The 20258-nt window shown below is 35.4% G+C and carries 16 protein-coding genes; 13 read left to right on the top strand and 3 right to left on the bottom strand.

Features of this window, described 5'->3' with window-relative positions; all coding sequences use genetic code 11:
* Positions 1–52: 52 nt before the first annotated feature.
* The 7 genes from HMPREF9333_RS05555 (at position 53) to HMPREF9333_RS05525 (ending at position 10040) form a co-directional block, all read left to right on the top strand.
* The gene (locus HMPREF9333_RS05555) at positions 53–667 is read left to right on the top strand and encodes a class I SAM-dependent DNA methyltransferase (protein WP_005540476.1); all 615 of its coding nucleotides are present in this window, start codon (positions 53–55) and stop codon (positions 665–667) included.
* Between the two features lie 274 nt (positions 668–941).
* Positions 942–3071: a molecular chaperone HtpG gene (gene htpG / locus HMPREF9333_RS05550; RefSeq protein WP_005540474.1), complete on the top strand. Its 2130-nt coding sequence runs from the start codon at positions 942–944 to the stop codon at positions 3069–3071.
* Positions 3072–3250: 179 nt separating this feature from the next.
* Positions 3251–4387, top strand: coding sequence for an acyl-CoA dehydrogenase family protein (locus HMPREF9333_RS05545; RefSeq protein WP_005540472.1), 1137 nt, complete (start codon positions 3251–3253; stop codon positions 4385–4387).
* 537 nt (positions 4388–4924) lie between these two features.
* Entirely contained in the window at positions 4925–6511 is a 1587-nt protein-coding gene (locus HMPREF9333_RS05540) for an L-lactate permease (protein WP_005540469.1), read from the top strand.
* Positions 6512–6778: 267 nt separating this feature from the next.
* Positions 6779–8191, top strand: coding sequence for an FAD-binding oxidoreductase (locus HMPREF9333_RS05535; RefSeq protein WP_005540467.1), 1413 nt, complete (start codon positions 6779–6781; stop codon positions 8189–8191).
* Positions 8192–8209: 18 nt separating this feature from the next.
* Positions 8210–9013 carry an electron transfer flavoprotein subunit beta/FixA family protein gene (locus HMPREF9333_RS05530; protein WP_005540465.1) on the top strand — a complete coding sequence of 268 codons (804 nt, stop codon included), beginning with the start codon at positions 8210–8212 and terminating at the stop codon, positions 9011–9013.
* Positions 9014–9029: 16 nt separating this feature from the next.
* Positions 9030–10040, top strand: coding sequence for an electron transfer flavoprotein subunit alpha/FixB family protein (locus HMPREF9333_RS05525; protein ID WP_005540464.1), 1011 nt, complete (start codon positions 9030–9032; stop codon positions 10038–10040).
* Between the two features lie 151 nt (positions 10041–10191).
* Here HMPREF9333_RS05525 and HMPREF9333_RS05520 read toward each other — a convergent pair whose 3' ends face one another.
* The 3 genes from HMPREF9333_RS05520 to HMPREF9333_RS05510 form a co-directional block, all read right to left on the bottom strand.
* Positions 10192–10908: a DUF4230 domain-containing protein gene (locus HMPREF9333_RS05520; protein ID WP_040882325.1), complete on the bottom strand. Its 717-nt coding sequence runs from the start codon at positions 10906–10908 to the stop codon at positions 10192–10194.
* Positions 10909–11101: 193 nt separating this feature from the next.
* Positions 11102–11479 carry a hypothetical protein gene (locus HMPREF9333_RS05515; protein ID WP_005540459.1) on the bottom strand — a complete coding sequence of 126 codons (378 nt, stop codon included), beginning with the start codon at positions 11477–11479 and terminating at the stop codon, positions 11102–11104.
* 17 nt (positions 11480–11496) lie between these two features.
* Positions 11497–11769 (bottom strand): TetR/AcrR family transcriptional regulator, encoded by a 273-nt coding sequence (locus tag HMPREF9333_RS05510; protein ID WP_005540456.1) that lies wholly within the window; start codon positions 11767–11769, stop codon positions 11497–11499.
* A gap of 491 nt (positions 11770–12260) precedes the next feature.
* Here HMPREF9333_RS05510 and HMPREF9333_RS05505 point away from each other — a divergent pair, with 491 nt between their 5' ends.
* The 6 genes from HMPREF9333_RS05505 (at position 12261) to HMPREF9333_RS05475 (ending at position 19956) form a co-directional block, all read left to right on the top strand.
* Entirely contained in the window at positions 12261–13586 is a 1326-nt protein-coding gene (locus HMPREF9333_RS05505) for a glycine/sarcosine/betaine reductase component B subunit (protein WP_005540454.1), read from the top strand.
* Between the two features lie 9 nt (positions 13587–13595).
* On the top strand, positions 13596–14900 hold the full coding sequence (grdH, locus tag HMPREF9333_RS05500) for a betaine reductase selenoprotein B (protein ID WP_083816584.1): 1305 nt from the start codon (positions 13596–13598) through the stop codon (positions 14898–14900).
* Positions 14901–14925: 25 nt separating this feature from the next.
* A complete protein-coding gene (locus HMPREF9333_RS05490; RefSeq protein WP_005540450.1) occupies positions 14926–16419 on the top strand; it encodes a BCCT family transporter in 1494 nt (497 codons plus the stop codon).
* Positions 16420–16795: 376 nt separating this feature from the next.
* Entirely contained in the window at positions 16796–17644 is an 849-nt protein-coding gene (locus HMPREF9333_RS05485; RefSeq protein WP_005540449.1) for a DegV family protein, read from the top strand.
* A 332-nt stretch (positions 17645–17976) separates the two neighbouring features.
* Entirely contained in the window at positions 17977–19125 is a 1149-nt protein-coding gene (locus HMPREF9333_RS05480; RefSeq protein WP_005540448.1) for a double-cubane-cluster-containing anaerobic reductase, read from the top strand.
* 27 nt (positions 19126–19152) lie between these two features.
* Positions 19153–19956 (top strand): acyl-CoA dehydratase activase, encoded by an 804-nt coding sequence (locus tag HMPREF9333_RS05475; RefSeq protein ID WP_005540447.1) that lies wholly within the window; start codon positions 19153–19155, stop codon positions 19954–19956.
* Positions 19957–20258: the final 302 nt, after the last annotated feature.

Below are 20258 nucleotides of genomic sequence, written 5' to 3'. Positions count from 1 at the left end.
TAATTAGCACTCATTTACAATGAGTGCTAATTTCTTGGTATAGAAGGGATAAATGATGAAAGAAAATTATTTTGATAAGGTGGCAAAGGAGTGGAATACTCCGAAAAGAAATTCTGCAAGTGAGGAGATAAAAGAAATTATTTTAAACAGATTAGAAGGAGAAAGGGATCTGTCAAAAATAAAAGTACTTGAAATAGGTGCAGGAAATGGTATACTGGCTATGCTTCTTTCAAAACATTTTTATAAAATAGACTGTGTAGACAGCTCGGTTGGTATGAGGGAAGAGTTTCTTAAGAACAAGGATGAATTTTCAGCAGACAATGTATTTATTTATGATGAAAGCTTCCTTGATAATATAACTGAAAAATATGATTTTATATATAGCCATAGGGTTTTTCACCATATTGCAGATGTGGAAAGCGAGCTGAAATTATTAAAAAAATTGATCACGCCGAAAGGTAAATTTTATCTTATGGACTTTTGTACAATTCCGGCTGAATTTCATAAAGATTTTCCGGATTTTGACGGGCATAACGGATTTTCAGAGGAAGAGATCCGTACTTATTTTAAAAATACAGGTTGGAAATTAACAAATTATGAAATAATCAGGCATGGTAAAAAAGAGAATATAGAATATGATATATTTTTGGCAGCAGGAGAGATTTGACATAGCTATCAGCTGTGTTTATAATTATTCTTTACGGTATATTTTAAATTTGATCTGCACTGAGAAGGGTATTATAAGAGCCTGACTCAGACTTATATTAAATCAGATTAAAGAAATGTCGAAATTTTAAATTGCCGTATTTATACCCCTGATATACTTTTGTGCCGGGAATAAGACAAAGCTTCCCGGTTTTAAGTAATTATAAAAATGTTACCTGTGATTAAACTTATGTTGCAAATTAATATTATAAATATAAAAGAAAGAGGTAAATAATATGACGAAGAAGAAAGGTAATCTTTCTATACACAGTGAAAACTTGTTTCCAATAATAAAAAAATGGCTTTATTCAGACCATGATATATTTGTAAGGGAGATGATATCAAACTCAAGTGATGCCATAACCAAGCTGAAAAAACTTGCACTTATAGGTGAATTTAATGAACCTGCCGATGAAAAATATAAAATAATTGTAGAAGTAAGTCCAAAATCAAAAACAATTAAATTTACAGATAATGGTATAGGGATGACCTACGAAGAAGTTGAAGAATATATAAATCAGATAGCTTTTTCAGGTGCACGTGATTTCCTTGAAAAGTATAAGGATAAGGCAAATGAAGATCAGATAATAGGGCATTTTGGTCTCGGTTTTTATTCAGCCTTTATGGTTGCGGATAAAGTAGAGATAGATACACTTACATATAAAAAAGATGGCACTGCGGTACACTGGAGCAGTGAAGGCGGTGCTGAATATGAGATGGAGGACGGTACCAGAACAGAGAGAGGTACACAGATAACCCTGCATTTAAATGATAACAGCTATGAATTTGCAAATGAATACAGAGTTCGTGAGGTTCTTCAAAAATACTGTTCATTTATGCCCTTTGAAATATTTTTAAATGACATTGATGCAGAGGAAAAGACGCAGCTAATAGAAAAAGATGAGCTGCTTGAAAGCGATACCGTAATTGAAAATATAGTAGAACCTGCAAAAACCGAAGAAAAGAAAAAAGATGACGGAAGTACTGAAACCGTAGAGATAGAACCTGCAAAAGAAAAAGTAAAAATAAAGGCACGACCGGTGCCTATAAATGATAATCACCCGCTTTGGGCAAAACATCCGAATGAGTGTACTGAGGATGAATATAAGGATTTTTACAGAAAAGTATTTAAGGATTATAAGGAACCGCTTTTTTGGATTCACCTCAATATGGATTATCCGTTTAATCTTAAGGGAATATTGTATTTTCCAAAAATCAATATGGAATATGAGTCAATAGAGGGCACTATAAAACTTTACAACAATCAAGTGTTTATCGCCGATAATATAAAAGAGGTAATACCTGAATTTTTAATGCTTCTTAAAGGCGTCATAGACTGCCCTGATCTGCCTCTTAATGTTTCAAGGTCTGCACTCCAAAATGACGGATTTGTAAAGAAAATATCTGATTATATATCTAAAAAGGTTGCTGATAAGCTTAACGGACTTTGTAATACGGAACGTGAAAAATATGAAAAATATTGGGATGATATAGCACCATTTATAAAATTCGGTTATCTCAAGGATGATAAATTTGGTGAGAAAGTAATGCCGTCAATACTCTTTAAAGATATTAATTCAAAATATCTTACGCTTGATGAACTTATAAATGATAAAAAGGCTGATGTTCAGGGAGAAAACAAGGCTGAGGACAGTGATTCGCAGGATACGGCTGATACAGCTGCGGCAGATGAGGCTTCCGGTTCCAAGGTTTCAGATGCCGCAACTGATTCCGGGACTCAGGAGAATAAAGAGTCTGATAAAAAAGAAAATAAGATATATTATGTAAATGATATAAATATGCAGAGTCAATATATTAATTTATTCAAAGAAGCCCAAAAAGATGCAGTTATACTTCCTCATAATATAGATATGCCTTTTATTGCACAACTTGAGATGAAAAATGAAGGTCTTAAATTTTTAAGAATAGATTCCGATATAAGTGATGAGATGAGAGAGGCACAGGATACGGACGAGGCTGAAAAAGAATCATATGACAAACTCTGTGAGGTCTTTAAAAAGGTACTTGAAAATGATAAAATTAAAGTCGAAATAAGTCCGCTTAAAAATGAAAATACGGCTTCCGTGCTTCTTATATCGGAAGAGGGCAGAAGGATGCAGGAGATGATGAAGCAGTATGCCATGCCGGGTATGGATGCCTCGATGTTTTCAAATAATGATGAAACACTGGTGCTTAATTCAAAACATGAGCTTGTAAAAAAACTTCTTAAAAATCCTGAAGGTGATAATAATGAGCTTATATGTAAACAGCTTTATGACTTGGCAGGACTTGCACAGGGAAACCTTTCACCGGAAAGAATGGCAAGCTTTGTAGAAAGAAGCAATAAACTTATGGGAATGATTTAAAAATCTGATATTAATTTTATAAAAAAATATAATTCTACTTGTTAAAATTAAATAAATAGTATATTATTAGTAGAAAAGCACCATAATACAATAAGTTTTTGGTGTTTTTCTACATTTAAACAGTGGAATCAACTCAAAAACTTTTGTTTAAAAAATATCATTATAAAGGAGGCATTACTTTGGGTTATATAATTTCAGATGATGCAAAGGACTTACTGGGAGACATTAAAAATTTTTGTGATAAGGAGGTAAGGGAGCAGGCAAAGGAATATGACAGAACCGGAGAGTGGGCTGAAGATATGTATAATAAAGCGAGAGAGCTTGGATATACAGCACTTGAGGTTCCTGAAGAATACGGCGGTATAGGTCTTTCAAGGATTGATATTGCTGCTCTTTTGGAGGAGATGGCAAAGGCGGATGCCGGATTTGCAGTAACTATGTCCGCAACCAGCCTTGCTATGAAGCCCGTACTTATTGCAGGAAGTCAGGAGCAGAAAAAGAAATTGTGTGAACTTGTACTTGACGGAAAGATGGGTGCATTTGCACTTACTGAACCTGATGCGGGTTCTGATGCCAGTGCAGGCAGAGCTACTGCGGTTAAAGACGGAGACAGCTATATATTAAACGGCAGGAAATGCTTTATAACAAATGCTCCTGCTGCCGATTTTTTCTGTATCACGGCTATGACTGATAAATCAGCCGGAGTAAAGGGAATATCAATGTTTTTTGTTGAGAAAGGTACTCCCGGGCTCAGTACTGGAAAAGATGAGGATAAGATGGGTATAAGAGGTTCACATACCTGTGATGTGGTTCTTGAAGACTGCAGGATACCGGCGGAAAATTTACTTGGCAAAGAGGGTCAGGGATTTAAAATTGCGATGCAGACACTTGATCAGGCTAGAACATGGGTAGGTTGCATGGCAGTCGGTGTAGCACAGAGGGCTATGGAAGAAGCGATAGCTTATGCAAAGGAAAGAATTCAATTCGGTAAGCCTATAATAAAAAATCAGGTTATTCAATTTAAGATAGCTGATATGGCTATAAAGATTGAAACTGCAAGGCAGATGGTAGCAAATACGCTTAATAAGATGGATGCAGGGATACCGTACGGTCTTGATTCCGCAATTGCAAAATGCTATGCTTCAGATATGCTTGTTGAGGTTACAAGCGAGGCAGTGCAGATATTCGGAGGTTATGGGTATTCAAGAGAATATCCGGTAGAAAAACTGTACAGGGATGCAAAGATATTCCAGATATTTGAAGGTACAAATGAGATTCAAAGGATAGTTATAGCAAATCATGTTATAGGAAAATAAAAATCTTAAAGATTAATAATTAAAAGAAGCAGGCTGCACGGCTTGCTTTTTTTATTATTAATCATTTTAAAAAATAATATAAATAAAATAAATTAAAAGCTGCAATAATATGTTGCTATATATTTGCAGCCATATCTTTGTGTATTAAGAATAATTCACATACTAACTTAAATTACGGTATTTAATTTTAATAATCTGCATAATATATAGGATTTATATAAAACTGTTATTTTTTTGCTATATTTAAACCCCTATTTGAGTATAAAATAAAAAATCCGTATTATTAAAATCATAAAATGACTTAGAAAACTATTGACAAAAAAAGGAGTTTAATATATAAAATGTATAAGACTTATGGGCCATATTTCACTGAAACATACATTGTAAATAATTATTAAACAAAGTGTACTTCTATGTAGATATAAAATTAGTTAAAAAAATAACTTAATATAAACGGATTTTTCTAGATACTATTCTTTGTTGATATTGTTTATTTCTTGATATTGTTTAAATGAATGAAGGAGGAATTTTTATATTATGATCCCTATGATGCTTGTAAAATTTCTTTTGGCAATGCTGCCTATAATCTGGCTGATCGTAGCTTTAAGTCGCTTAAAAATGCCGAGTCATACGGCATGTCTGTCTGCTTTGGCAATCACGGCTGTGCTGGCACTTGCTATTTGGAAGCTTTCACCTGTAAATACGGCTGCCGCCGCATTGGAAGGCTCTTTAAATGCACTTTGGCCCATATGCCTCGTTATAGTTGCCGCACTTTTCACCTACAACCTTACACTTAAAACCGGTGCAATGGAGCAGATTAAAAAAATGCTTGCCGGTATATCAAATGATAAAAGAGTACTTACACTTATAATAGGCTGGGGATTCGGCAATTTTATGGAAGGTATGGCAGGATTTGGAACCGCTGTTGCAATACCGGCTTCAATGCTTGCCGGTATAGGTATGAATCCTATAAACGCAGTTGTTGCATGCCTTGTGGTAAACTCTACACCGACCGCTTTCGGTTCAGTAGGTGTACCGACAACCGTGCTTTCAACCGTAACTGATCTTGAACATATAACAATGGCAGGCTATATTGCACTTATACAGTGTATACTTACATTTATATCACCATTTATAATGGTATATATAATAGGAGGGGGAAAAAAAGCATTTAAAGGCATGCTTCCTATGCTTTTAACCGCATCATTGTCATTTACACTTCCATGGTTCTTTGTAGCAAGGTATCTCGGACCTGAACTTCCTGATATAATAGGTTCTATATGTTCCATATTATGTATGATTGCCGCTTCAAGGATATTTAAGACTGATTCAGATAAGGAATATTTAATTGAAACATCCGGACAGGGAGATTTAAAAAATCAAAAAAGCAGCTCTGCTGCAAAGGTAAGTATAACTCCAAAAGAAGGTGTTAAAGCATGGGCACCGTTTATACTTATATTTATATTGCTGACACTTACTTCAACCATATGTCCGCCTATAAACAATCTTATAAAACCTATTAAGTCTTCTTTTCTTATTTATCCGGGAGAGGGCGGTAAGCCGCTGGCTTTCTCATGGATAAATACACCCGGTGTTATGATTTTTATTTCCGCATTTATAGGTGGAATTATACAGGGTGCAGGAATTGCCGATATAATTGGAGTATTTTGCGGCACATTAAAGAAATACTGGAAAACTATAGTTACTATATGTGCAGTGCTTGCAATAGCAAAGATAATGACTTACAGCGGTATGATAAAGGACATAGCCGAGATGCTTGTTAAAGCTACCGGTCCGGTATATCCGTTTGTTTCACCGCTTATAGGAGTTTTAGGAGCATTTATAACGGGTTCAGGTACATCAACCTGTGTTCTTTTCGGAGAACTTCAAAAAGAGACCGCCCAGCAGCTGGGCTTAAATGTCTACTGGATTACTGCTGCCAATGTATTTGGTGCAGGTATAGGAAAGATGGTATGCCCGCAGGGCATAGCCATAGGAACGGGTGCGGTAAATGAGGTCGGTTCTGAAAGCAAGGTTTTAGGTGCAGTGTTTAAATATTTTATATTTTATGCACTGCTTGCAGGGGTTATATGCCTTGCAGGATCATTTATATTTAAGATTTAAAGGAAAGTATGTTTAATATCCAAATATATAGCCTGAAGTTAAAAAATAACTTACAGCCGGCTGTTTTGCAGGTTTAAATATTTTGAAAGCTGTTTATATTCAGGCAAAATACATGCTTTATAACACGGCAGGTGCTGTTTTTAGAATATATGGCAATATTTATATTGTGTAAGTTTATCTTTTATGAATATTTATTTGACATAGTATATATCTGCCTATATTATAGATTTAAGATTATTTTATGTATGGAAAGAGAGGTTTTGAGCAATGTACAATGAACTGAATCAGGAAATTGTAGATAAGATCAAAAAAGTTTGTGCTAAGGTTTATACAGGTGATGATATAAATCCTGATTACGCAAAAGATGAGATGCCTATTTATGGTACAAGGATGCCGGGTCTTGCAGCTGTTCCCACTTCAACTGAAGAAGTTGCAGCGATAGTTAAGATTTGCTATGAGAATAATATACCTGTTACTCCAAGAGGTGCAGGAACAGGTCTTGTAGGCGGTGCAGTGCCGCTTTACGGAGGAGTACTGATCGATCTTACAAAGATGAATAAGATAAAGTCATATGATCTTGAGAATTTTGTTGTTGAGATTGAGGCAGGCGTACTGCTTAATGATCTTGCAGAAGACTGCCTTACAAAGGGGATGCTTTTCCCTCCGGATCCGGGCGAGAAATTTGCATGTGTCGGCGGAAATGTTGCAACTAATGCCGGAGGTATGAGAGCTGTTAAATACGGAACGACCCGTGATTATGTAAGGGCTATGACTGTGGTGCTTCCTACAGGTGAGATTACAAAATTCGGTGCAACGGTTTCAAAGACATCATCAGGCTATTCACTTCTTAATCTGATGATAGGCTCTGAGGGAACACTCGGTATAATTACAGAACTTACTATGAAGATTATTCCGAAGCCTAAAAATGTTGTATCGCTTATAGTTCCGTTTGAGAACCTCAGAACTGCACTTACCACAGTTCCTAAATTTAAACTTTCACATATGAATCCTCAGGCTATTGAATTTATGGAGAGAGAAATTGTTCTTTCATCGGAAAGATATGTAGGAAAGGAAGTATTTCCAAAGAGTTTAAACGGTCAGGATATAGGTGCTTATCTTCTTCTTACATTTGATGCAAACACTCCTGAGGAGCTTGATGCTATGATAGAACAGGCAGGTGAGCTTGTACTTGAAGCCGGAGCGATGGATGTGCTTGTAGCGGACACACCTGCAAAGCTTAAGGATGCATGGGCTGCACGTTCATCATTCCTTGAGGCTATTATGGAAGAAACAAAGCTTCTTGACGAATGTGATGTTGTACTTCCTGTAAATAAAATTGCAGATTATCTTGAATTTGTAAATAAAACCGGTGAGGAATGCGGTCTTGTAATTAAATCATTTGGACATGCAGGAGACGGTAACCTTCATATATACCAGTGCTCAAATGACCTTGCTGAGGATGAATTTAAAAAGAGAGTTGATACTTTCTTTGAAAAGATCTATAAAGAGGCAATTAACTGTGGCGGACTTGTTTCAGGCGAGCATGGAATAGGTTCAGGAAAGATTAAATATCTTGCGGAATCGATAGGTGAAGTAAATATGAACCTGATGGAAGGAATTAAAAAGGTATTTGATCCTAAGATGATATTAAATCCGGGCAAGGTATGCCACCGTTTATAATTTAAGGAGGATAAAAAATTGAATATTTGTGTTTGCATTAAACAGGTACCTGATACCAATGAGATTAAGATAGATCCGGTTACACATAATCTTGTGCGTGCAGGAGTACCCAGTATAGTAAATCCGTTTGATACCTATGCACTTGAAGTAGGCGTAAGGCTTGTTGAGAAGGTCGGCGGAAAAGTTATAGTACTTTCTATGGGACCGAAACAGGCTGAGGAAGCCATAATGACCTGCCTTTCAGTAGGTGCTGATGAGGGATATCTTATATCGGGAAAGAGCTTTGGAGGCTCAGATACACTTGCAACAGGTTATATAATTTCAGAAGCTATAAAACTTGTGGAAGAAAGAGAAAATCTTAAATTTGACCTTATACTTTGCGGGAAACAGGCAATTGACGGTGATACATCACAGGTTGGACCGCAGGTTGCGGAATGTCTTGATATACCGCAGGTTACATATGCACTTGACGTATTGGAAGAAAATGGTGAAATACATGTTAAGAGAGAGGGTGAAAACGGCTATGATGTAATAGGCGTTAATCTCCCGGCACTTGTTACAGTTGTAAGGCTTCCTTATGAGCCGAGATATCCTACTTTAAAGAGTAAGCTTGCAGCAAAAAAGAAAGAGATTAAGGTTCTCTCAGAAGAAGATCTTTCAATGCTTGACTATTCAAAATGCGGAATAAAGGGTTCTCCTACTAAGGTTAAAAAGACTTATACTCCTGTAAATACAAAGGACGGAGTAATACTTAAGGGGCTTGCCGCTGATGAATCGGCAGTAAAACTTGCAGATATTATGCATGAAGCAAAATTAGTGTAGGAGGAATTATTTAAAAATGGCTAATCTTAGTGATTATAAAAATATTTGGGTTTTTATAGAATCTGAACATGGAAAAGTAAAAAATGTCGGCTATGAGCTTTTAAGTGTTGCGAGGAAGCTTGCTGATGAGAAAAAGTGCGGTCTGATTGCGGTTGTACTTGGAAAGAATGTTGAAAAGGCTGCTAAAGATGCTATATGTTATGGTGCTGATTCGGCAATTTTGGTTGATTCGGATGAATATGAAGAATTTTCAACAGATGCATATGCTGCGGCACTTACCGAACTTGTTGAGAAATATAAACCTGAGGCATTTATGATAGGTGCGACACATAACGGTCGTGATGTTGGACCTAGGGTTGCATGCAGGCTTCAGACAGGACTTACTGCTGACTGTACTGATATATCAATTGATGAGGACACAGGTGTTATAGTATGGACCAGACCTACATTCGGCGGTAATCTTATGGCAAATATAATGTGCCCTGATCATCGTCCGCAGATGGGTACCGTACGCCCGGGAGTATTTAAGAAAAATCCTTATGATGAGAGCCGTACAGGCGAAATTATAAAAGAGGAAATCCACTTTGCAAAAGATAAGATACGTACACGTCTTATAGATCGTGTTGAGGAGATTGCAGGCGGTGTTGCACTTGATGAGGCTGAAATTATAGTTTCAGGCGGACGTGGTGTGGGTTCCGCAGAAAATTTTGCAATTATTGAAGAGCTTGCAAAAGTACTTGGCGGAGTTGTAGGCTGCAGCCGTGCAGTAGTTGATGCCGGATGGATGCCTCAAGTACATCAGGTAGGACAGTCGGGAAAGACTGTTGCTCCGAAGCTTTACTTTGCAATAGGTATATCAGGTGCTATACAGCATCTTGCAGGAATCAGTGCTTCAGATACTGTTATAGCAATTAATAAAGATCCTGATGCTCCTATATTCAGTGTAGCTGATTACGGTATAGTGGGAAATCTTAATGAGATAGTTCCTGAGCTTACTAAAGCTTTTGCTGCCAGGAAAAATGGTTAATATAAAGAAGTTAATATAGTTATAAAAGTAATTTTATAAAATCATGACCACCCGTTAAAAGGGTGGTCATGATTTTTATAATAACTGTTAAATTTAGTATGTAGCGATTAGACATTATATACATGATAATTAAACATCTGAATAAGACCTGTTATTTAAATTCCACTTTATAGTCTTTTGTCTGTTCGGCTGACGTAAGAAATGTACTTATTACATTTCTGGCATTTTCTCCGGCTTTTTGTAAAAGCTCGCTATCCTGATTGACTTCATTGCTTGTTTTGTTTTTAAGCTGTTCAAGGAGCTGTGTATGATTTTCCATATCTGTATTGTTTAAAATAGAATCCGATTTAAATGCATACTGAAATGAACCCATATCTATTTCGTTATACATAATTTTTACTTCAGGAAGCGTAACGGTTATTATACCATTTGTATTGTCAACCGAATATGAGGCTTCAGACAGATCTATGCCTATTCCCACTTTTCCTTTATATGTAAATACCGACATATCAGTTGTAAGCGGAACTTTGTAACCCATAAATTCACGATAGTTTACATATGTATCGGCATCTTTATAAAAATATTCAGTGGTAACAAGATTGCTTGCAGACTTTACCGTATCTTCGACGGCTTTTACCGTAGCGGTATAGTTTGGACCCTTAATTATATTTCCGTCTATGGTTACTTTATCATTTCTGGCTGAAGATTTGTTAAAAAAATTTAAAATTAAAACACTTGAAAAAAAGCCTATAATAAATGCAATTATAATAAATTTTATGTTTCTCAATATATTTGTTCCTTTCGGTTTTTTATTATTTTTATATTCATCTGAAGATTTGTTGTGCAGTCGGGTTTTCTTATTATTCATAAACATTTTGCCTGCCTTTACTTATGTTTTAGTAGTAGTGAAAACTGCTTTTAACTATATAAACAGCTTATATTTCAGGGGATTAGTTTAATAAAAATTTTAAGCTGCTTTATTATATTACACATCACATAATCAGGCAAGAGAATATAAAATTAGAATAATAAGATGAAATTTAATTGACATTTTATTAACCTTAATATTTAATATTTTCCAAGCCTGTTACATGGTATAAAATCTGAATAAACTCCTGTTTGAGCAGTTCTTTACTCTTTGTATGAAGCTTTGCCTGTATTATTTTAAAACCTGAATATTCGACTATCAGTTCATTTACAAGAGTGATATTGTCTTTATTTACTAATAGATGTTCATTGTTAATTAAAAAACCAAGGATCTTAATACTCCTTGCATATATGTTAGGACCATAATACATCTGTGCTACTGTATCAGTAAATTCATTTGCTTCCTCCGGGAATATCATATAGTAGACTTTAAATAATGTTTCAAGGTTAAATTCTTTTACTTCAAAGAAAAAATAATAAAATATTTCAGGTTGTTTAAATGCACACTGCATAAAAATATCCCATATTCCTATAAATTTTTTTCCGGGTTTTTTTGTTTATCATCAAATGCCTTAAGAGCCTTGCAATATTCATTAAAATATGAAATACAAGACAGCATAACAAGTTCTGAAAGATTATCGAAATAGCTATATATAGTTGAATTATGAAGTCCTGACAAAGCTGAGATTTTCCTTGTACTTACCTTTGTTATACCCTCTTTATCAATAATACTTCTTGTGGCTTTTATAAAATTACTTATGTTATTCAGTTTTTTTTCATCTTTTAAAATTTCGATATTCAAAATAACCTCCAAGTTTTTTAATTGAAAATAAAAGTATTAAAGTAGTATATGACATTAGAACTACGCAGTCAAACATTATATTACAATAAATATTTATATACGTTATATTAAAAGATAAAGTATTAATAAATATTTATTTTATTTTAAAAATATTAGTAATTTTCAGAAAAATAAATTGGTTTACCCTTATAATATAAGCAACTATAGGATTATAACATAAAACTTAATAATAAAAAAGCTTTAGTAATTATTAACAGAATTTAATCTTGTTTTTTATTTAATATGACTTAAACAAAAAAATATTTTTGTTTATTCTATACAAAAAAACGTTTAGATATTCAGCATACAGACTATTTTTTTATTTTGACTTGACTTAATTTACGTATATAGATATCATTAATTTAAGGACAATCGCGATTGTACTTTATTTAACCGGATTTTATAGAGTTTTATAATCTATATTTAACAAAAATTTAACAAGGAGGATTCTTATGAAACTTGAGATAGGTAATTTCTATGTTAAAGATATAGTCTTTGGGAGTGCTTTATCTTATGACAAAGGCTTATTAACTATTAATAAAGATGAAGCACTGGATTTTATAAGACAGGATGAAAGGATCACCGAAGCTCAGTTATATATTGCAAAACCAGGTGATAAGATAAGGTTATGTCCTGTAAAAGAAGCGATAGAACCCAGGATCAGATTAAATGGTAAAGGCAGCTTTCCGGGATATACCTCAAATCTTGACAAGGCAGGAGAGGGCATAAGTTATGCACTTAAAAACTGTAGCGTACTTGTAGTAGGCAGACATTGGGGAGGATTTCAGGATGGTCTTATAGATATGAGCGGTGAGGGTCAGAAATATACTCTTTTCGGCAGTCTTAATAATATAGTATTAGTTGCTGATACGGACGAAGTTTTTGAACAAAGAGAGCAGCAGAAGAAAAATGATGCTTTAAGAAGGGCAGGTCATAGGCTTGCTGAATTTATAGCACAATGTGTTAAAAACCTTACTCCTGAGGATAGGGAAGTATTTGAACTTGAAGCGGTAATAAAAAGGAATCCTGAAATAGAAAAACTGCCTTCGGTGGTGTATGTAATGCAGCCTCAATCCCAGATGGAAGAGATAGGCTATAATGACCTTGTTTATGGATGGGATATGAACAGGATGCTTCCTACTTTTATGCATCCTAATGAAGTTTTAGACGGAGCACTGGTTTCCGGAAGCTTTATGCCGGTTTCTTCAAAATGGTCAACCTATGATTTTCAAAATTGTCCTAATATAAAAGCGCTTTATAAGGAACATGGTAAAACTATCAATTTCTTAGGTGTTATTATGTCAAATTTGAATGTCGCACTTGAACAAAAAGAAAGGGCTGCCCTTTTTGTAGCACAAATTGCTAAAACTTTAGGTGCAGAGGCTGCTATAGTAGCGGAAGAAGGTTATGGAAATCCTGATGCGGATTTTATAGCGTGCTGTGTAGCACTTGAAGATGCAGGCATAAAGACAGTAGGCGTTACAAATGAATGTACAGGCAGAGATGGTCAGTCTCAGCCATTGGTAACACTTGATGTAAAATGTGATGCTATAGTTTCATGCGGAAATGTTTCTGAGTTAATAGAACTGCCGCCTATGGAAACTGTACTTGGAGAACTTGAGTCATTAGGAAGAGACGGCTTATCAGGAGGTTGGGCTGATGATGAAATACTTGGTCCTTCAGTAAGAAAAGACGGTTCAATCATTATGGAAAACAATTCAATGTTCTGTGGCGACATGGTATGTGGATGGTCCCCAAAAACTATGAAAGAATTTTAGGAGGCGACTATGAAAAAAGCAGTTGTTTATATAAACCAGTTTTTCGGTCAGATAGGTGGAGAAGATAAGGCTGACTTTGCTCCGGTATTTAAAAAAGAAAAAATAGGTCCGGCATTGGAATTTGCAAAAAATCTTAATGCGGAGATAATTGGTACTGTAATATGTGGTGATAATTATATGGGCAGTAATGCTGATAAGGCGGTAGATGAAATTATAGAACTTTTAGAAGGAAAAGAGTTTGATATATTTTTAGCCGGACCGGCATTTCAGGCCGGAAGATACGGTGTAGCATGTGGAACTATATGTAAAGCTATAAAAGCAAAATACAATATTCCTGTAATAACTTCAATGAATGTAGAAAATCCCGGTGTGGAAATGTTTAAAAAAGATATGTACATACTTAAGGGAGGGAATATAGCTTCAAAAATGCGTGCCGATGTGGCAGCTATGATAAAACTTGCAAATAAGATATTAAATAATGAGGAAATAGGTTCTGCACAGGACGAAGGTTACTTCGGTCGAGGTATACGCAGGCAGGTATGGAGAGAAGATTTAAAGCCTGCTTCTGAAAGGATGATAGAGATGCTTCTTAAAAAGATTAGGGGAGAGGCGTTTGAAACTGAACTTCCTATACCTGAGCCTGACAGAGTACCGATAGCACCTCCTATAAAGGATTTATCAAAAGCAAGGATAGCTATACTTGATACAGGCGGTATAGTTCCCGTCGATAATCCGGATAAGATCCAATCAGCTTCGGCAACACGCTGGGGACGTTATAATATAGAGAATATAGATTCTTTAAAGAGCGGCGTTTATAAGACTATACATGCAGGCTTTGATCCGGCAGCAGCGGATGCAGACCCAAATGTGGTTGTACCGATTGATGTACTTAAGACTCTGAATAAAGAAGGAGTTTACGGAAGTCTTCATCCTTATTTTTACACAACTGTAGGTACGGGAACTACTCAGGCGGAAGCCATGAGAATGGCAAACGAGATGATTCCTTATCTTAAAGAAGATAATGTAGACGGTGTTATAATGGTATCAACATGAGGTACCTGTACTCGTTGCGGTGCAACGATGGTAAAAGAAGTTGAAAAAGCGGGAATACCCATAGTACAGATGTGCAATCTTATTCCTGTGGCTAAAACCGTAGGTTCTAATCGTATAGTACCTACTATATCAATACCTTATCCGCTTGGAGATCCTGCAACTCCAAAGGAAACCCAGTGGAAGCTGCGCTATTCAAGAACTAAGACTGCACTTTTAAGTCTGACTGCCGATATAACAGAACAGACTGTATTTCCGGTCTGATTCTTGTAAAAAGGGGGCTGAAATAATGGAAAAAAATAATAAAAATGTAGTATTTATAGGTTCACTCATATTGGTAGGCGGGATTGCTCTTTGGGCTGTACTGGGCAATGCGAGTTTTACTGTGGCTTCAGGAGCAGTGTTTAACTTTCTGACTGTCAAATTTGCTTGGCTGTACCTGCTTGCTATGCTTGCATTTGTAGTATTTGTATTTGCAATCGCTTTTAGCAGGTACGGAAATATTAAACTTGGTCCTGATGATTCAAAACCTGAATATTCTACCGCTTCATGGTTTGCTATGCTTTTTGGTGCAGGCATGGGAGTAGGGCTTGTATTTTGGGGTATTTCAGAACCTATATCCCATTATGTAAGTCCTATAGCAGGTATAAAGGAAATGAGTCCTGAATCTGCAGCTTTTGCGATAAAAGCTTCGTTTATGCACTGGGGTATTCACCCTTGGGCAAATTATGCAATAATAGGTCTGGCTTTAGCGTATTTTCAGTTTAGGAAAAACCGGCCCGGACTTATAAGCACTATATTTGAACCTTTAATTGGTGAGAAGGGTGTAAAAGGACCGGTTGGGAAATTGATAGATATACTTGCAGTATTTGCTACTGTGGCAGGAGTAACCACTTCACTCGGGCTTGGGACTATGCAGATAAACAGCGGTTTAAACTACATGTTTAAAATACCTTCAAGTCTTCAGGTTCAGGTAATTATAGTAATTATAATATCAATAATTTATATATGGTCGGCAGTTGCAGGAATTGAAAAAGGTATTAAGCTGATTTCAGATGCAAATCTTTATATAGCATTCGGTCTTATGATACTTGCAGTGCTTGTAGGTCCTAAATTGGAGATTTTAAATAATTTTATCTCCGGTATAGGAGCTTATATAAGCGGATTTATTAATGACAGCTTAAATATATCAACTTATGGAGATAATTCATGGATTCAAGGCTGGAGAGTATTTTACTGGGCATGGTGGATAGCTTGGGCTCCATTTGTAGGTATATTTATAGCGAGAATATCAAAGGGTAGAACTATAAGAGAGTTTATAATAGGGGTAGTGCTTGCGCCTTCGCTTGGCTCTCTTTTATGGTTTGCAATATTTGGAAGTATGGGACTCCATCTTTCTGAAGTGGTAAAAATTCCGAAAGAGGTTATAGAAAGTATTAAGTCTGCCCCTGAAACAGGGATATTTACAGTGTTTTCATATTATAACTTAGGTATAATACTTTCAATAATTACAATGATTTTAGTCTGTACATTTTTTGTAACCTCTGCAAATTCAGGTACTTTTGTGCTTGCAATGCTTACTTCTGATGGAGACTTGAATCCTCCGAATAATAAAAAAATACTGTGGGGTGCGGTTCAGTCAGTTATGGCAATAGGACTTCTTATAGCGGGAGGACTTAAGCCACTGCAAATAATATCAATAGCGGCAGCTTTTCCATTTATATTTATAATGCTGTTTTCAGCTGCGGCTCTATTGAAAGCTTTAAAAACTGAAAAAGTATAGAAAGTATAATTAACAGTTATATATAGAGGAGCCGTAAAGTTATAACAGATGATTTTGCGGCTCCTTAGATTGTCTATTTTTCTATTTTCACATTGTAAGTTTATTAACTATGCTTTAACAGCCTTATTTGATTTGAAAATTTGCTGATAGAAGATCTGCTGATAAGGTTGTTTTTAGTAAATGAAATAAGTAAATTGCTACTTAAAGAGCGGATAATTTTACTTGTTGACTTTATTTTAATCAACGCCTATAATGTTACATAGTTTTCAAAACTACATGCAGTAAAAAGCTAAGTTAAGATAGTAAGCTCTGACTTTCAGGTTAGAGCATTTTAAACAGGACGATTTTTCTGTATAAAAGAAAGGCTTTAATTTATATGAAATATAGACTTATAGGTGATAGCTGTTCGGACCTTGATGCAGGCAGGAAGGCAGATCCTCATTATACTATAGTTCCTCTTTCGCTTCAGATAGAGAATTACCAGATATTAGATGATACTTCATTTAACCAGAAAGATTTTTTAAACAGAGTAAAAAGATCAAATGCTTCATCAAAAACAGCCTGTCCTTCACCACAGGATTTTAAGAATGCTTATGAATGTGAGGAGGATAATATATTTGTTGTAACGCTTTCAGAACATTTAAGTGGAACCTATCAGAGTGCGGCAATAGGTAAGCAGCTTTTTGAAGAAGAACATGGAGACAGTGCCAAAAATATATTTGTATTAAGTTCACATGGAGCTTCCGCAACTCAACTCAGGATATTTATAGAACTTGAAAGGCTTATAAATCAGGGCTTCGATTTTAATAAGATTTGTGAAGAAATAACTAAATTTAGAGACAGGGCGAAAACCTATTTTGTACTTGAAGACCTTGAAACCCTTAGAAAAAACGGCAGGCTTTCAGGGCTGTCGGCGTTTTTTGCCACAAAACTTAATATAAAGCCGGTTATGGGGGCTGAGAATGGGCGTATAGTTAAGCTGGATCAGGCAAGAGGTATAAATAAAGCACTTGCAAAACTGGTAGAAATAGCTCAAAAAGATGCAAAGCTGTTTGAGGGTGAAAAGACGGTAGTTATAACTCATGTAAACAATCCTGAAAGGATAGAATATGTAGCTGAACTTTTTAGAAATACCGGAAAGTTTAAAGATATTATTACAAGTGAAGCTGCCGGAGTAACTACTGTATATGCATGCGACGGAGGGATAGTCGTGGGACTTGGATAGACTTTTATATAAAATCTTTACCGTATTAAGACGGTAGGGATTTTTTTATTGTAATTAATTAGATTTTTTAATATATAGATGTTTAAATGTATATTTAAGAAAATGTCAATTAAATTATATGGTTTCTTATATGTTTTTCATGAGTTTTATTTTTAAAGCTAATCCATATTTATCTAACTTAGAGTATAATTAACAGAAATAAAGAAATTGGCAAAAACTACTTTCTATGTAATATTTAGTTTAATTTTGAAGTTATATATTGTATAATATACTATGACACTGAAATATTAAAATTTTTATTTTAAATTGATATTTTTTGGAGGAAATAACATATGCTCAAATTACCTGAGAATTTTGAAACATTTAATGAAGCACGCCAGGCGGGATTTATGAAAATGAAGAAGTTAAAGGAAGACGGCGGAAGGGTTGTAGGTATATACTGCTCATTTGTACCTTTAGAAATTATTATGGCGGCAAAGGCTGCACCGGTTTCCTTATGTGCTACAAGCGAAGAACCTATAAATGCTGCAGAGGCGGATCTTCCTAGAAATCTTTGCCCGCTTATAAAGGCAAGTTATGGTTTTGCACTTACAGATACATGCCCGTATTTTTACTTTTCCGATCTTATAGTCGGTGAAACCACCTGTGATGGAAAGAGGAAGATGTTTGAGATTATGAATGAGCTTAAGGAAACGTATGTAATGAAACTTCCTAATCATAGGGATGATATGGCACTTACGGTATGGGAACATGAGATGGTAAAATTTAAAGAAAAGCTTGAGGATTTTTATGGTATAACAATAACTGAAGATGATATAAAGGAATGTATAAGATTAAAAAATATAGAAAGAGATGTTGTGCTTAAATTTTTGGAACTTGGGAAACTTGATCCGTCTCCTGTAACAGGATATGAGCTTGGTACAAAACTTGATGCACTCAGTTTTATTCCGGATATACATGAACGTATATCACAGATAGAAAAAAGAACCGAAGAGGTATTAAAGGACTGGGAAGAAAACTATAAGGGAAGAACTTCGAAAAGACCGAGGATTTTAATTACAGGCTGCCCGAACGGAGGTGTGAGGGATAAGACTATAAAGGCACTTGAGGAACTTGGGGCTGATGTGGTGGCATTTGATGCCTGCAATGCAACCAGAGAAAAAATTGAAAAGGTTGATCCGCAGCTTCCTATTTATAAAGCTCTTGCAAAAAAGTACCTTAATATAAACTGTTCTATCATGAGCCCAAATACTGCAAGGCTGGAATATATAGGTGATATGATTGACGAGTATCATATTGACGGTGTGCTTGAGATAATACTTCAGGCATGTCATACATTTGCTATTGAATCACATTATGTTAAAAAAACAGTGCTTGAGAAAGGGAAATCTTATATAATGATAGAAACTGATTATTCAAAGTCTGATGTGGGACAGATAAATACAAGGCTCGAGGCATTCCTTGAGACGATTGATAAATAACAGGTATTGGTTTAAAAGGGTACTTTTATGGATTATAATTATTTTGCAGGAGTTGACATAGGTTCTACTGCTTCAAAGGTGGCAGTAATTGATGATGAGAAGCTTTTGGAATGTTTTAATCTGCCTACAGGCTGGAACAGTAAGGAAACTGCCAAAGCAATTTATAAAATCCTTGAAGAAAAGGGATATACGGACTCTATGAGGTGTGTTGCCACCGGCTACGGAAGGATCTGTGTTGAGTATGCGGATAAAATAATTACTGAGATTACATGTCATGGCAGGGGGGCGTTTGCGCTTTTTGGTGCCGACTGCACAGTAATTGATGTAGGTGGGCAGGATACTAAAATAATAAGCCTTGAGGGCGGTAATGTAAGGGATTTTCTTATGAATGATAAATGTGCCGCCGGAACAGGTAAATTTATAGAAATAATGGCAAACCGATTAGGTGCGACATTTGATGAGCTTTATGATATGGCAAAGGAAGGCAATGCACTTTCAATAAGTTCGATGTGTACAGTTTTTGCCGAATCTGAGGTTATAAGCCATATAGGTGCAGGCGAAAAGCGTGAGGATATCGCTGCCGGAGTTATAGATTCTGTTGCAGACAGGGTAGCCAATTTATGTAAAAGGCACGGTTTTATGAATAGAGTATTTTTAACGGGAGGGTTATGCAGTACAGATTATTTTGTAGAGCTTTTATCACAAAAACTTGGAAAAGATATACAGACTCATAAACTGGGCAGATATGCAGGGGCATTGGGTGCAGCACTTTCCTCGGCTTCAAAAAAGGAGATTATAATATCTGAGGAAATTAAAAGTAATATAAATTGAAGCATATAGTTTTAATTAAGAGCCTTAAAACCGTAATTTAAAATACAAAACAATTCCCTGTCAATTACACAAAAGGCAACATCATGGTTTTTGTTTGGTATGTTTTCTGGTCTGATTAAATTATACACAAAAAGAGTAAAGACTCCTTATATTTACGATATTTTTTGAGAAATATTTATGGTATTTTTTGAGAAGTATTTGCAAAAAAATATTCTTAAATTTAGTTGCAAATAAAAAAAATCAAGTAAAATATCTTGAAATTATTTTGTAAATATGTTAATATTATAACCATAATGAATGGC

The organism is Johnsonella ignava ATCC 51276, assembly GCF_000235445.1.
Taxonomy (GTDB): Bacteria; Bacillota; Clostridia; order Lachnospirales; family Lachnospiraceae; genus Johnsonella; species Johnsonella ignava.
The sequence above is the reverse complement of the archived record's forward strand: the minus strand, read 5'-3'. Positions and strand labels throughout refer to the sequence as shown.